The 13,266-nt window shown below is 42.7% G+C and carries 11 protein-coding genes, 5 tRNA genes and 1 pseudogene; 12 read left to right on the top strand and 5 right to left on the bottom strand.

What is annotated here, in order from left to right:
• Positions 1-29: 29 nt before the first annotated feature.
• From pyrC to ACG9ZB_RS05090, 11 genes and pseudogenes are all read left to right on the top strand, one after another.
• A complete protein-coding gene (gene pyrC / locus ACG9ZB_RS05140) occupies positions 30-1,064 on the top strand; it encodes a dihydroorotase (RefSeq protein WP_062034500.1) in 1,035 nt (344 codons plus the stop codon).
• A complete protein-coding gene (gene rnt, locus ACG9ZB_RS05135) occupies positions 1,049-1,708 on the top strand; it encodes a ribonuclease T (protein ID WP_419324582.1) in 660 nt (219 codons plus the stop codon). Before pyrC ends, rnt begins: the two co-directional genes overlap by 16 nt.
• A 20-nt stretch (positions 1,709-1,728) precedes the next feature.
• Positions 1,729-1,804: transfer RNA gene (locus tag ACG9ZB_RS05130), tRNA-Glu, on the top strand.
• Between the two features lie 125 nt (positions 1,805-1,929).
• A complete protein-coding gene (locus ACG9ZB_RS05125) occupies positions 1,930-2,091 on the top strand; it encodes a hypothetical protein (protein ID WP_279688334.1) in 162 nt (53 codons plus the stop codon).
• Positions 2,092-2,228: 137 nt separating this feature from the next.
• Positions 2,229-3,644 (top strand): annotated as a pseudogene (locus ACG9ZB_RS05120) (amino acid permease).
• Between the two features lie 175 nt (positions 3,645-3,819).
• Positions 3,820-3,895: transfer RNA gene (locus ACG9ZB_RS05115), tRNA-Glu, on the top strand.
• Between the two features lie 109 nt (positions 3,896-4,004).
• The gene (locus ACG9ZB_RS05110; protein ID WP_419324580.1) at positions 4,005-5,417 is read left to right on the top strand and encodes an amino acid permease; all 1,413 of its coding nucleotides are present in this window, start codon (positions 4,005-4,007) and stop codon (positions 5,415-5,417) included.
• A gap of 301 nt (positions 5,418-5,718) precedes the next feature.
• Positions 5,719-6,204, top strand: a complete 486-nt coding sequence (locus ACG9ZB_RS05105) for a hypothetical protein (protein ID WP_279678767.1) — start codon at positions 5,719-5,721, stop codon at positions 6,202-6,204.
• A gap of 325 nt (positions 6,205-6,529) precedes the next feature.
• Positions 6,530-6,605 (top strand) — tRNA-Glu (locus ACG9ZB_RS05100).
• 24 nt (positions 6,606-6,629) lie between these two features.
• A tRNA-Glu gene (locus ACG9ZB_RS05095) sits at positions 6,630-6,705 on the top strand.
• 47 nt (positions 6,706-6,752) lie between these two features.
• Positions 6,753-6,828, top strand: a tRNA-Glu gene (locus ACG9ZB_RS05090).
• A gap of 77 nt (positions 6,829-6,905) precedes the next feature.
• Here the strand turns inward: ACG9ZB_RS05090 and ACG9ZB_RS05085 are convergent.
• Positions 6,906-7,442: a YiiX family permuted papain-like enzyme gene (locus ACG9ZB_RS05085; protein ID WP_419324578.1), complete on the bottom strand. Its 537-nt coding sequence runs from the start codon at positions 7,440-7,442 to the stop codon at positions 6,906-6,908.
• A gap of 349 nt (positions 7,443-7,791) precedes the next feature.
• Between ACG9ZB_RS05085 and ACG9ZB_RS05080 the strand changes: the two genes are divergently transcribed.
• Positions 7,792-8,241 (top strand): glutathione binding-like protein, encoded by a 450-nt coding sequence (locus ACG9ZB_RS05080; protein ID WP_419324576.1) that lies wholly within the window; start codon positions 7,792-7,794, stop codon positions 8,239-8,241.
• An 8-nt stretch (positions 8,242-8,249) separates the two neighbouring features.
• On the opposite strand, the gene ACG9ZB_RS05075 is transcribed toward ACG9ZB_RS05080, so the two are convergent.
• The 4 genes from ACG9ZB_RS05075 to ACG9ZB_RS05060 all read right to left on the bottom strand — a co-directional run bounded on the left by ACG9ZB_RS05075 (position 8,250) and on the right by ACG9ZB_RS05060 (position 13,251).
• Positions 8,250-9,494, bottom strand: coding sequence for an NADH:flavin oxidoreductase/NADH oxidase family protein (locus ACG9ZB_RS05075; RefSeq protein WP_419324574.1), 1,245 nt, complete (start codon positions 9,492-9,494; stop codon positions 8,250-8,252).
• A 118-nt stretch (positions 9,495-9,612) separates the two neighbouring features.
• Positions 9,613-11,202: an ABC transporter ATP-binding protein gene (locus tag ACG9ZB_RS05070; protein WP_419324572.1), complete on the bottom strand. Its 1,590-nt coding sequence runs from the start codon at positions 11,200-11,202 to the stop codon at positions 9,613-9,615.
• The gene (locus ACG9ZB_RS05065; protein WP_419324570.1) at positions 11,177-12,190 is read right to left on the bottom strand and encodes an ABC transporter permease; all 1,014 of its coding nucleotides are present in this window, start codon (positions 12,188-12,190) and stop codon (positions 11,177-11,179) included. The genes ACG9ZB_RS05070 and ACG9ZB_RS05065 overlap by 26 nt, the downstream gene beginning before the upstream one ends.
• Positions 12,190-13,251, bottom strand: a complete 1,062-nt coding sequence (locus ACG9ZB_RS05060) for a microcin C ABC transporter permease YejB (RefSeq protein ID WP_419324568.1) — start codon at positions 13,249-13,251, stop codon at positions 12,190-12,192. Before ACG9ZB_RS05060 ends, ACG9ZB_RS05065 begins: the two co-directional genes overlap by 1 nt.
• Positions 13,252-13,266 lie beyond the last annotated feature (15 nt).

The raw sequence follows: 13,266 nt of genomic DNA, 5'->3' as shown, positions 1-13,266 counted from the left end.
TCTGTTTTATTTCTTTGACAGAAATCGCCTTGAATACGATTACGATCCTCCAGCCAGATGACTGGCACGCTCACCTTCGTGATGGTCTTGCATTACAACGTACGGTTCCCGATTTAGCTCAACAGTTTTCACGCGCTATTTGTATGCCAAATACCGTACCGCCTGTTAAAACGGTTGAGGAAGCGAATGCCTACCGTGAACGCATCATGGCGCATGTACCAGAAGGCAATGCCTTCGACCCGCGCATGGTGTTGTATTTTACTGACACAACTTCGCCTGAAGAAGTCAAGAAAATTAAAAACTCTGAGTTTGTAAATGCCATTAAACTCTACCCTGCTGGCGCGACCACCAATTCAGACAATGGCGTCAGTGACATACGTAAAGTCTATGCTGTTATTGAGCAACTTGAAGAACATCAGGTTCCATTACTTCTGCACGGCGAAGTTACACACAATCATGTCGATATTTTCGATCGTGAAAAACGTTTCTTAGACGAAGTTCTTTCTCCTTTGCTGAAACAATTTCCAAAACTGAAGTTGGTTTTAGAACACATTACCACCAGCGAAGCGGCTAACTTTGTTTTAGAACAAGATCGTAATGTAGCAGCAACCATTACTCCGCAGCATTTACTGTTTAACCGTAATGATATGTTGGTTGGTGGCATTAAACCGCACTTCTATTGCTTACCCATTTTAAAACGCCAAACGCATCAGCAAACTTTGCTCGAAGTTGCGACCAGTGCCAACCCTAAGTTTTTCTTAGGCACAGACAGTGCACCACACTCTAAAAATGCCAAAGAAAATGCATGTGGATGTGCAGGTTGCTACAGCGCACCAACGGCAATTGAACTTTATGCTCAAGCATTCGATCAAGTGGGTAAACTTGAACGCCTTGAAGGTTTTGCCAGCCACTTTGGTGCAGACTTCTACGGTCTACCGCGCAATACTTCAACAATTACACTGGTAAAAGAAGACCAAGTCATCCCTGAGAGTTTAGACTATTTGGATGGTGAACACATTATTCCGCTGTATGCGGGTAAAACCATTCAATGGAGAAAAGTGTGACAAATGAAACATTGCCAATAATTGGTCAGCGTTTCCGTGGTTTTCTACCTGTTGTTGTCGATGTCGAAACAGCAGGTTTTAATGCACAGACCGATGCCTTATTGGAAATTGCTGCAATTCCGATTATTTATAATGAAGAAGGTCAATTTGTACCGGGTCCTGCACATCATGCGCATATCAACCCCTTTGAAGGTGCAAATCTAGACCGTCGCTCATTGGACTTTATTGGTATTGATCCCTTTAATCCCATGCGCATGGCTATGGCTGAAGACGAAAAAACAGCATTAAAACGTATTTTTAAAGCCGTCAATGAAGTTCGTCGCCAACATAACTGTACACATGCGGTCTTGGTTGGTCATAACGCCCACTTTGATTTAGGCTTTGTACAAGCAGCGATTGCACGTACAGGAACCAAAAATCAAAACCCATTTCACAGTTTTTCAGTATTTGACACCGTCACCCTAAGTGCTGTGATGTTTGGTCAGACTGTTCTTGCGAAGTCATGTATTCAAGCTGGGATTGAGTTCGATGGTAAAGAGGCCCACTCGGCTTTATACGACACTCAAAAGACCGCTGAACTGTTCTGTTATATTTTGAACAAACTCGCACCACACCTACTTGACACTCTGGTGGCGGATCAATAAGATACCGCCATCCTCGCAACGTCCCTATCGTCTAGAGGCCTAGGACATCGCCCTTTCACGGCGGTAACCGGGGTTCGAATCCCCGTAGGGACGCCATCTTATTCTATTTCTAGAAAACACTACTTTTCATTTAATCGGTTCTGATTGACCACCGATGTTTCATTTCAATTTTAACAATTCACTAGCTATACTATAGTTCGTGTTTTTCAAGGTTGATTGTTATGCTTAAGAAATTTTTAATCTTTTTATTGATTCTATCACCTTCTATTTTTTACCTCTGGTTTGTCCAACAAGAGACCAATAACACCAACCAAGACCCTGTTGTACAAGAAATCCATTCAAGTGCTGAAAATAGCCCTTCTTATCCAACACCCGACCACTAAAAAATTGACTTTAAACATTTGTTTTTTAAATTAATACTGAGAGTTCATCAGAAAATTTCAATTCACGTGATTTTTCATCTTATTAAAATCTAGAATATAACTTTAAGCCCATTGTTTGATTTTCTATGCAATCTGCAATGCCACCTTCGCAGTCTTCAATTGATTCACCCCAAAATACCTCATTAAAACATGCCATGAGCACAAGCCACCTGATCATGTCATGTTATCGCTTGGTGGCGCCATTGCCATTGGTACAGGTCTGTTCATGGGCTCAAGCGAAGTGATTTCACAAGCAGGGCCTCTTGGTGCTGTGCTGGCTTATATTATTGGGGGGTGATTGCATATATGGTCATGCTTTGCCTCGGGGAGCTTGCAGTACATTTACCTGTTTCTGGTTCATTTGGTGCCTTTGCAACACTTTATATTGGCCCTGGCACAGGTTATATGGTGTCGTGGATGTATTGGCTCGGCTGGTCGGCAACACTCAGCACAGAATTTACAACAGCAGCCATTTTGGTACAGGAATGGTTCCCGCAAACGTCAATCTGGTTATGGACGTTAATCTTTGCCAGTGGCGTTTTGATTTCAAACCTCAGTTCAACCCGAGCTTTTGCAGAGTCTGAGTTTTGGCTGTCCATGATTAAAGTCGCAACTGTACTCATTTTCATTCTTTTAGGCTTTGCCTGTATTTTCGGTATCATTCCTTTTCAGGGCTATGAATCTGCCCCCTTATTTAACAACTTAACAGCACAAGGCTGGCTACCAAATGGTCTTATTCCTTTGTTTACCACCTTATTAATTGTGAACTTTGCTTTTAATGGTACAGAAATGATTGGCATTGCCGCAGGTGAAACTAAAAACCCAGAAAAAATGTGCCTAAAGCCATTCATGTCACGGTTTGGCGCCTCATTATTTTCTTTGTTGGTACCATCATTGTCATCAGTTCGCTACTTAGCTATAGCAACACCGGTTTGCAAGTGGGCGGACATGGCGGCTTAAGCAGCAGCCCGTTTGTAACTGTATTCACCCAAATGGGCATTCCCTATGCCGAGGATTTTATCTGTTTTGTGATTATCACAGCGTTATTATCAATCACAAACTCAGGCTTATATGCTGCATCACGGATGATGTGGGCCCTGCCCTCACAAAACCAATTGTCCAAGCTATTTGCCAAAGTAAGTAAATCTGGGGTGCCTTATATTGCCATTTGGGTCACCATGATTGGTGGCTTGCCGGGCTTGCTCTCTGAGCAGTTTGGTGCAGATGTCATTTTTAAGCACTTAATGGGTGTTGCAGCATTCACTATGGTGATTGTCTGGATGAGTATTTGCTAGTCAGTTTAACTTTCGTCGCCAATGGTTAAAGCAGGGCCATGCTTTATCGGAGCTGTAATTCCGTACCCCTTGGTTCCGATCATAGGCTTTATCTGCTGTACAGAAACAGGCTTAAGTATGGCGGCTGACCCTGAAATGCTTTCAGGTTTTATTGGTTGCTTGCTCTTTATGGTGGCTTGCTATGCTAGTTACTATTGGCTCTATCACAATAAAAACTAAGCATCTTTAGCAAAGTGAGCTTAAGCTTATTTTTTGGGCTCACTTTTGCAACAATAAAAAATTCATTCAATTTAATTACTTGTTTTGCCCAATGTTTGAACTTTCAACCATCACAGAGCAAAAACCCTTTTGACAAATAGGCCTTTAATCCTTAATATACGCATCACCTCACAACGTCCCTATCGTCTAGAGGCCTAGGACATCGCCCTTTCACGGCGGTAACCGGGGTTCGAATCCCCGTAGGGACGCCATATCTTGCTCTTATCCGATCAACACTTATTCATAATTACTATTATTTCATTGCAGATTTGCAGTTTTTCACTACAATAGCCCGCTTCATTCCTGAACTTATTAACGCTTATGCACTCATCTCCGAATGATGCTTCGCATCAGGGCAATTCTGCGCCTTTAAAACGCGCTATGAGTACTCGACATCTGGTTATGATTTCGCTTGGTGGCGCAATCGGGACTGGCCTATTTTTAGGGTCGGGTGAAGTCATTGCACAAACGGGGCCTGTAGGTGCCATTATTTCTTATTTCCTCGGCGGGATCATTGCATATATGGTCATGCTGTGTTTAGGGGAACTTGCTGTTCATATGCCTGAGTCTGGCTCATTTGGCGCCTATGCCAAACGCTATATCGGACCAGGTACAGGTTATACCATCACATGGCTGTACTGGCTAACGTGGTCAGTCACGCTAGGAACCGAGTTTACAGCTGCCGCACTGCTCATGCAGGAGTGGTTTCCAGATAGTTCAATGTGGATGTGGACCCTAATTTTTGGTGCTTTTGTATTTAGTTTAAATATGATTTCGACCAAATGGTTCGCTGAATCTGAGTTTTGGTTAGCTTTAGTCAAAGTTATCACCGTTGTTATTTTTATTTTATTGGGTCTACTCGCTATTTTTGGCGTGATTGGCTACAGAGGCTATGAAGCTGCGCCTTTATTTAGCAACTTAACGGCTCAGGGTTGGTTCCCAGAAGGCTTGTTCCCTATCTTTACCACCATGTTGATCGTGAACTTTGCATTTTCTGGTACAGAGCTGATTGGTGTTGCTGCGGGTGAAACCAAAGATCCTGCTAAGAATGTCCCCAAAGCCATCAATACTGCAATTTTCCGCTTATTGATTTTCTTTGTAGGTACCATCTTAGTCGTGACTTCACTCCTTCCGCATCAAGAGGCAGGTTTAGCGGCTGAAGGCGTGAGTAGCAGTCCATTTGTAACCGTATTCCAACACATTGGGATTCCTTATGCTGAAGATATCATTCGTTTTGTGATTATCACTGCGTTGCTATCTGCTGCGAACTCAGGACTATTTGCCGCTTCGCGTATGATGTGGTCGTTGTCTTACCAAAAACATTTGCCAGCAGTCTTCTCAAAAATCAATGCACGTGGTGTCCCTTACGTTGCAGTCATTGTGACCATGATTGGTGGAATGCCGGGTTTACTGTCTGAACAGTTTGCACCTGAAGCTATTTTTACCAATTTACTGGGTATAGCAGCGTTTACCATGGTCGTAGTTTGGATGAGTATTTGCTTAAGCCAATTTAACTTCCGTCGCCAATGGTATAAACAAGGACGTAAAAAAGAAGAATTAGGTTTTGCAGCACCCCTGTTTCCTATTTTGCCAATCCTTGGCTTTATCTTCTGCTTTATCACCTGCGTTAGTATGGTGTTTGACCCAAGTATGCGTATTAGCTTCTTTGGTTGTTTACTGTTTATTGCAGTATGTTATGCCAGTTATTACACCTTTTATCACAAGAAATCTTAATCCGTATTGTTAAAAAAGAGCGACTCCGGTCGCTCTTTTTTTATACTGTTTTTATCAAGTACATCATCGGTGCATACACGATGAATATTGTATGGATTCATGAAATGAATCAGCAGCACAAGACTGCACGTACCCTGCTTCAACATTGACTTGTGATCTTACAACAGGTACTGAGCGAACTTGGCCGCGCAGATGACCTACCTTATCTTCAGCGGTACAGTCGGCTGGACTTTTACGGAGATATTCTAATACGTCAGCATTTAGAAAACACCCTCAGCGCTAGCAACCTCATGCCGCAACATTGGTTTCCTTTTTACATCCTATTCACCTAACTCACACCGCTGCACCCAATATTGAACATCAAGCTGAAATTTCTAAAAATCCTCAGCTCACACTTTCAGATGAATTCTCATTCAATAATAAAATTAAATACATCAGCCTCCTCGGCAAAGATCTGGCCTTGCGTGACTTAGCTAGTTTAATCAACCATTTCCCAGAGTTGCATAGCAGCTTTATTCATCGTTTTTTGATGGAAGCGTATCTATATTTATCCAATCCACACTTCATCCACACCGCACATATACGTCTGCGTGAGCACTTACATGGTACGAAACCCAATATTGTGATTGCCCACTCTATAGGCAGCGTGATTGCCTATAATTATTTAATTCAACACCCTGAGCTTAAGATTCAAGCACTGATTACCCTCGGTTCACCACTTTGCCTTTCGCGTTATTCAGTGTCATTTGCAGCAACCTATTCAACGGCCCGCTGCTTTATACGGTGATTAGATCAACTTTTATTCAGATGCTGATTTTCTAAGTGCGTTTCCACTAAACAAAAAACCGTTTGCTTTTACTCCCGCCATTATCAACAAGCAAATCACCACTGATATTGCTCATCCTCATCTGATCGAAGGCTATTTACGCCATGCCGAATTCATTAACAACGTGCTTAAGTTGCTTAAAAAATCGACTCAAATCATATGATTTTTAATCATTTTATTTAGATTGTTGTAAATTTATGCACTCAACACTTAAAACTGGAATTATTTAGAGAAAAGCATTTGACACCCCTCTATTTTCACCCTAATATACGCGCACCTCTGAAACGTCCCTATCGTCTAGAGGCCTAGGACATCGCCCTTTCACGGCGGTAACCGGGGTTCGAATCCCCGTAGGGACGCCAATTTCAGAAGTAAAGTTTTATTAAGTCCCTATCGTCTAGAGGCCTAGGACATCGCCCTTTCACGGCGGTAACCGGGGTTCGAATCCCCGTAGGGACGCCATTACTTAAGATCAAAAGTAATCGGTTTTAGAACATCACTTCTGTACTGTCCCTATCGTCTAGAGGCCTAGGACATCGCCCTTTCACGGCGGTAACCGGGGTTCGAATCCCCGTAGGGACGCCATATTCGAGATTGATTTTTCCTAAAGTAATCTCATAAAAAAGCCCAAGTCATAATACTTGGGCTTTTTTATTGCTTTTCTATTTACGATCAACTTCAACTAAAGCGGTCGAGGCAAAAATAGCCTGTGGCGTAATCACAGTTTCATGCAAGGGAATGTTTTGCCCATATCGCTGTTGCATGAGTTGCTTGACTTCAGACGAACTTAAATCAAATTGTTTCAGTTTGGATAACGGCGCCAACTCAATACCTAAAGCATCATGATAGGCCTTCCAGACTATTGCTGAGCAATATAGCGCACGACTGTCCCACTCAAAATAGAGATCATAAGGCTGGCCTAAGTATTGTTCTGCGTTCTTGATCAAGTGCTGCTTTTGCTGAACAGTCAAATTCGTTTTAAAGCGCTTCACCACGTAATGACACTCAACCCCGCGATCAATCCACTGCTGAAGTGCAGTATATTTCACAGGCTGAACCACCTCTAAAACCCATGCTTTTCCATTTCTATTAACAATTAAACTCTTATGGCTATAACGGGACTTGGTCGCTTTTTGTATCCCTAAACTTTGCTGAGACTTCGAAACATGAAAAATAATATCGCCCGTTTGATAGGACATATTCGTCCATAGCAGTTGAGGACTTACGAACAGTTAAACAGCACTTAAAATCGCAACATTTCTATTTTTCATTCTAGCTTTCCTTTATTCTTCTTTTATATATACGATCAATCACTTAAAACTAAAAATATTTATGATCTTACATCATCTTCAAAACTCGCGTTCACAACGTATTCTTTGGCTAGTTGAGGAACTTGAGTAGTCTTATGAACTCAAACTTTATGATACAGCACAAGCTAAACAAACAAATCTGAAATTTCGAACGTTCGACATTTCACATAATACTCAGACGATACGACTTACGGAAAGCAGTGCAATCGTAGAATACCTATGCCAACTATGCCAAAAGTTGATTATTCCTCATGACCATACACAGTATTGGAACTTCTGTTTTTATAGCCATTATAGCGATGCCAGTCTCATGCCCAATTTGGCATTGAAACAAGTTTTCCAACACATTAAACAACAAACACATTTGCTTTTGCGCATTGTGAGTTTGGCCTTTTACAGTGCGTTCAATCACGCTTATTTAAACCCTGAGCTAGATCGACAACTTAAAGCAATTGATACCCACTTAAACACGCATTCATACTTTGCAGGCGATGTGTTTAGTTATGCCGATATCTTGATGTGGTTTCCACTCTATGCGGCCAGTTATGCCACACCACAATTTGCTCAGTATCAGTCCATTCAACACTATTTTACCCAAATACAAAGCAGACATGCCTTCAATGCTGCAATGGCAAATGGGCAGTCGTCTGCTTCCTATTTTGAACACTATTGCTCTATCACGCAGTGAGGCTATGCTTAAGCTGACTTTCTAGAGTTAACTTGCCCTTTAATCACGGCTTTCACATTGCCTTTTAAATAATTAAAAAACACTTTAAGCGGTGACAGTTTCGGATTTGGCTGTTTACCTTCTGCGATATCCTTAAATTGCGCGGCATACCAGATCACTTCCATAATCGCCATTTTATCGATCATCGAAATGCCTGTTTTGATCTTATCGACTGCATAACGCACATCTTGTCCTGCAATTAAACGGTTGGTCACGTCAGGTTCTACCGCAAACGGACGTGCCATCCCAATAAAGTCACACGCGCCGCTTTCTAAGGCTGCGTTCATACCCACCACTGTACGGAAACCGCCAGTCACCATCAACTTACACTGGACTTGTTCACGAATTTTTTCAGCAAACTCTAAGAAGTAAGCCTCACGTGCAATAGTCGATGCCTTACGTTTTTCTTGCTTCACCCCAGCCATCGCAGGTGCTTCATAGCTGCCGCCTGAAATCTCAATCAAATCTATCCCAGCCGCATCAATGGCTTTAAATGTCGCAATGACATCTTCTTCCGAGATTCCGCCACGCTGAAAATCTGCTGAATTAAGTTTGACCGAAATAATAAACTGATCCGAGGTCGCTGCACGTACCGCTTTATAAATTTCCAATAAAAAACGCATGCGGTTTTCAGCAGAGCCACCCCATTGATCTTGGCGTTTATTGGTCAAAGGTGATAAAAACTGACTGATAAGATAACCATGCGCACCATGTAATTGCACGCCTTCAAAGCCCGCTTTTTCACAGATGGCGGCTGAAGTTGCAAAACGTTGGATAATATCAAGGATTTCATCTTCACGTAGCTCACGCGGTGTTCCGAAGCTCATTGCTAAAGCAGGGCTAAACGGTACTGCTGAAGGTGCAACCGTTTCCTTATTTAAACCCTTAGGACATTGACGGCCCGGATGTGACAACTGTACCAATTGCACCATGCCATGTTTTTTACCAATCGCAGCCCATTTTTTTAGTGGTTCTAAGTCATGCTCGGTTTCAATCACCACCACGCCTGGCTCATTTTTAGCTCGGAAGTCCACCATCACATTACCTGTAATGGCACAGCCTAGGCCTCCTTTTGCCCAAGCCTCATACAAGCCTAAGTGCAAATGATTCGGCTGGCCTGCATGATTAGCCAGTGCTTCACTCATCGCCCCTTTAATCATCTTATTTTTAAAATGGACCTGCCCAATGTCGATTGCGCTTGCAAGCTGGCTCATGAAAATTCATCCTTTAATATTTTTTAGTGTTTTTACTCTATGTGTTTTTTAGCTACAGTCAAGAGAGTTTGACAATTCATTTTGTCAAAATTTCTGATCTTTTATTTAGAAAATGATTTTACTGATACTGACTGGCTTGAATCAATTGACGCGTATAGTCAGACTGCGGTTGCTCAAAAAGTTGTTCAGTGGCTTGCAATTCCACCACTTTGGCATGACGCAAGACCAAAACCTGTTGGCAGAGTGCCCGCACCACTTGTAAGTCATGACTAATAAACAAATAGCTGATGCCCTGCTCCTGTTGTAGAAGGCGTAATAACGCCACAATTGAACGCTGCGTACTTCGGTCTAAAGCCGAAGTCGGTTCATCTAAAATCAATAGTTTAGGTTGAAGCACCAAAGCTCGTGCCAAAGCTACACGCTGCCGCTGTCCACCAGATAGCTCATGTGGATAATAGCTTTTAAATGTGACTGGCAACTCCACCTGAGTTAAGACATTCTCAACACGCTGTGTCCTCTCAAACGAAGACAAAGGCTTTAAAGTCAAACCTTCTGAAATGATTTGTTCAACACTCATGCGTGGGTTCAAACTTGCGAATGGGTCTTGAAACACGATTTGAAAATCACGACGTAGCGGACGTAATGCCTTTTGCGAGAGTTGGTTTAAATCATGTTCTCCAAACTGGATCTGTCCTCGACTTTCAATCAACCTTGCTACAGCCAGAGCCAAAGAACTTTTGCCTGCACCACTTTCCCCCACCACTCCCAAAGAATGCCCTTGAGCTAAGTCCAAGTCTAAAGCTTCAACCGCAGCAAGATACTGTGTCGTGCGATTAAACCAGCCTTTTTTAATCGGAAATTTAACCTCGAGTTGTTTTAAGCGGAGCAAAGGAGCAGTATCTTGTACGTTAATAGCTTGACCAAAAGAATGATTGAGTAAGTTTTGAGTATAAGCAGACTGCGACTGCTCAAAAATCTGCGCAACTGCCCCTTGCTCTACGACCTTGCCTTGATGGATGACTACGACATCATCAGCATAATGTTTCACCAAATTGAGGTCGTGGCTGATCAAAATCATGGCCATGTTATGGCGCTGTTGTAAAGACTTCAGCAAGTCTAAAATTTGAACTTGCAGCATGACATCTAGTGCCGTGGTGGGCTCATCAGCAATCAAAATATCAGGCTCTTGCACCAGTGCCATGGCAATCATGACCCGCTGACGCTGCCCGCCAGACAGCTCATATGGAAAACGCCGCAACACACTTTTTGGATTTGGAATGCCCACATCTTCTAGCAAGGCAATCACTCGTTGTCGCGCTTGTGTTTTAGACCAGCCCTGTGACCATAAAGTCTCGGCAATGATCTTTTCCACCCGATGCAAAGAATTTAAAGCGGTCATTGGCTCTTGAAAAACCATCGCGATTTTTTGCCCACGAATAGACCTAAGTTGCGCATCGCTCAGCTTTAAGAGATTTTTTCCGTCTAATAGTACTGAGCCTTGCACTTGTAAATCTTTCGGCAATAAACCCATCAAGGCTAAAGCACTGACCGATTTTCCTGAACCACTCTCTCCAACCAGTGCTAAAGTCTGCCCAGCATGCAGTTCAAAACTGAGCTGATCGACCAATACCCGTTCTGGAATGTGAATGCTCAGAGCATTCACTTTAAGTATGGAGGCTGTACTATTGGCATCTAGGGTCAAATGCATCGCGCAAAGCCTCCCCGATATACATCAGCAACGCAAGCACGATAGCCAAGCTAAAAAAGCCAGACAGGGCCAACCATGGTGCGTTTAAATTATTCTTACCTTGTAACAAAAGCTCGCCTAATGATGCCGCATTAGGCGGTAGGCCATAACCCAAGAAATCCAGTGCGGTTAGCGCTGTAATATTGGCTGTTAAAATAAAAGGCAGTTGTGACAGGCTAGAGCTGATCGCGTTGGGTAAAATATGCCGAAAAATAATAGCTCGGTTGGTGACACCTAAACTTCGCGCGGCACGGACATAGTCCAGCTGGCGCGCCCTCAAAAACTCAGCCCGTACCAGTGGAACTAAAATTATCCAACTGAATAACAGCATGATTAAAAACAGCCAGTAAATATTTGGGCTAAACATACTAACTAAAATCATCACCATGAACAGCATGGGTAAGCCACCCCACACTTCTAAAATGCGCTGCCCGATTAAATCGACCCAACCACCGTAATAGCCTTGTATTGCCCCAATCACAATGCCCAATACAGTTGAACTGAAAGTCAAAATAAAACCGAACAGCAATGAGACACGTAAGCCGTATAATACTCGTGCCAAAACATCACGACCTTGGTCATCTGTCCCGAGCCAATTTTGCATTGTGGGTGGTGACGGTACAGGGACTGTCAAATCTACATTGGGGGTTTGATATGAATATCGAATCAACGGCCAAACAACCCAACCTTTTGCTTGAATCAGCTGCTGTACCACTGGATCTTTATATTCAGTTTCAGTTTCGAAAACACCGCCAAAAGTCGTTTCAGGATAGTGTTTCAATACAGGGAAATATAAGGTCTGATTATACTTCACCAATAGTGGTTTATCATTCGCGATTAGATCTGAGGCTAAAGACAGTACAAAAACACAGATAAATAAAATACAACAACTGAGCCCGAGCTTATTTTGCTTAAATCGTTTGAAACCTGCCTGTAAAATGGGTGACATCAGCCTCTCCCTTGCGAATCAAAATGTATTCTCGGATCAATCAGCTGATACAACACATCGCCAATCAGACGCAGCAGCAAGCCCAACAAAGTAAAAATGAACAAGGTGCCAAAAATCACAGGATAGTCACGCTGCACAATGGCTTCAAATCCCAATAAACCTAAACCATCCAGATTAAATATGATCTCAATAAATAAATTGCCCACAAAGAAGTAAGCGATTAAAGCTTCAGGTAAGCCTGCCACCACAATCAATATCGCATTGCGAAACACATGGCCATATAACACTTGCGACTCAGTCAAGCCTTTAGAACGTGCCGTCAGCACATAAGGCTTGCCTAGCTCTTCCATAAACGAATACTTGGTGAGATAAGTCAACGTGGCAAAGCCACCCATCACCATCGCCAAAAGCGGTAAAGCCATGTGCCAAAAATAATCTTTAATTTTGCCCCATAACGACAAATCCGCAAAATTTTCCGAGACCAAACCTTGTAAGGGGAACCATTGGAAATAAGAACCGCCTGCAAAAAACACAATCAGGAGAATTGCAAAAATAAACGCAGGAACCGCATAAGCCACTGCCAACAGTAGCGATGTCGACTGATCAAACACCGTGCCGTGCAATCGGGCTTTTTTGATGCCCAAAGGAATCGAAATCAGATAAATCAGCAAGGTACTCCACAGCCCTAAGGACAATGATACAGGTAATTTATCCTTAATCAGTGCTGTAACGGGCTGGTCTTTAAAAAAGCTGGTGCCAAAGTCCAGTTGCGCATAATTTTTCACCATTTCAAAAAAGCGTATATGCATAGGCTGATCAAAACCATAATGTGCTTTGATCTTTGCGAGCATTTCATCACTGAGTCCTTGCGCGCCTTGATAGACATTTGAGCCTGCACCGGCACCACCCAGATTACCCAAAGTTTGCATAGCTTCCGCTTGTTGAATGGCTTGCTCAACAGGACCACCGGGTGCAATTTGGATCACAGCAAAATTGATCAGTAAAATCAGAAATAAGGTCGGAACGATCAGCAACAGCCTTTTGAATATATACATACACATCTCAAAAACCCCTAT

It is taken from the genome of Acinetobacter johnsonii (assembly GCF_048551975.1).
GTDB lineage: Bacteria > Pseudomonadota > Gammaproteobacteria > Pseudomonadales > Moraxellaceae > Acinetobacter > Acinetobacter johnsonii_A.
Note: the sequence above shows the minus strand (reverse complement) of the source record. Positions and strands in the feature narration are given on the sequence as shown.

Bases quoted from the DNA above. Each gene is read 5' to 3' on its own strand.
- ACG9ZB_RS05125 (WP_279688334.1), top strand. From the start codon at position 1,930: ATGCTTAAGAAATTTTTAATCTTTTTATTGATTCTATCACCTTCTATT.
- ACG9ZB_RS05110 (WP_419324580.1), top strand. From the start codon at position 4,005: ATGCACTCATCTCCGAATGATGCTTCGCATCAGGGCAATTCTGCGCCT.
- rnt (WP_419324582.1), top strand. From the start codon at position 1,049: ATGGAGAAAAGTGTGACAAATGAAACATTGCCAATAATTGGTCAGCGT.
- ACG9ZB_RS05070 (WP_419324572.1), bottom strand. From the start codon at position 11,202: ATGCATTTGACCCTAGATGCCAATAGTACAGCCTCCATACTTAAAGTG.
- ACG9ZB_RS05085 (WP_419324578.1), bottom strand. From the start codon at position 7,442: ATGTCCTATCAAACGGGCGATATTATTTTTCATGTTTCGAAGTCTCAG.
- ACG9ZB_RS05060 (WP_419324568.1), bottom strand. From the start codon at position 13,251: ATGTGTATGTATATATTCAAAAGGCTGTTGCTGATCGTTCCGACCTTA.
- ACG9ZB_RS05065 (WP_419324570.1), bottom strand. From the start codon at position 12,190: ATGTCACCCATTTTACAGGCAGGTTTCAAACGATTTAAGCAAAATAAG.
- ACG9ZB_RS05075 (WP_419324574.1), bottom strand. From the start codon at position 9,494: ATGAGCCAGCTTGCAAGCGCAATCGACATTGGGCAGGTCCATTTTAAA.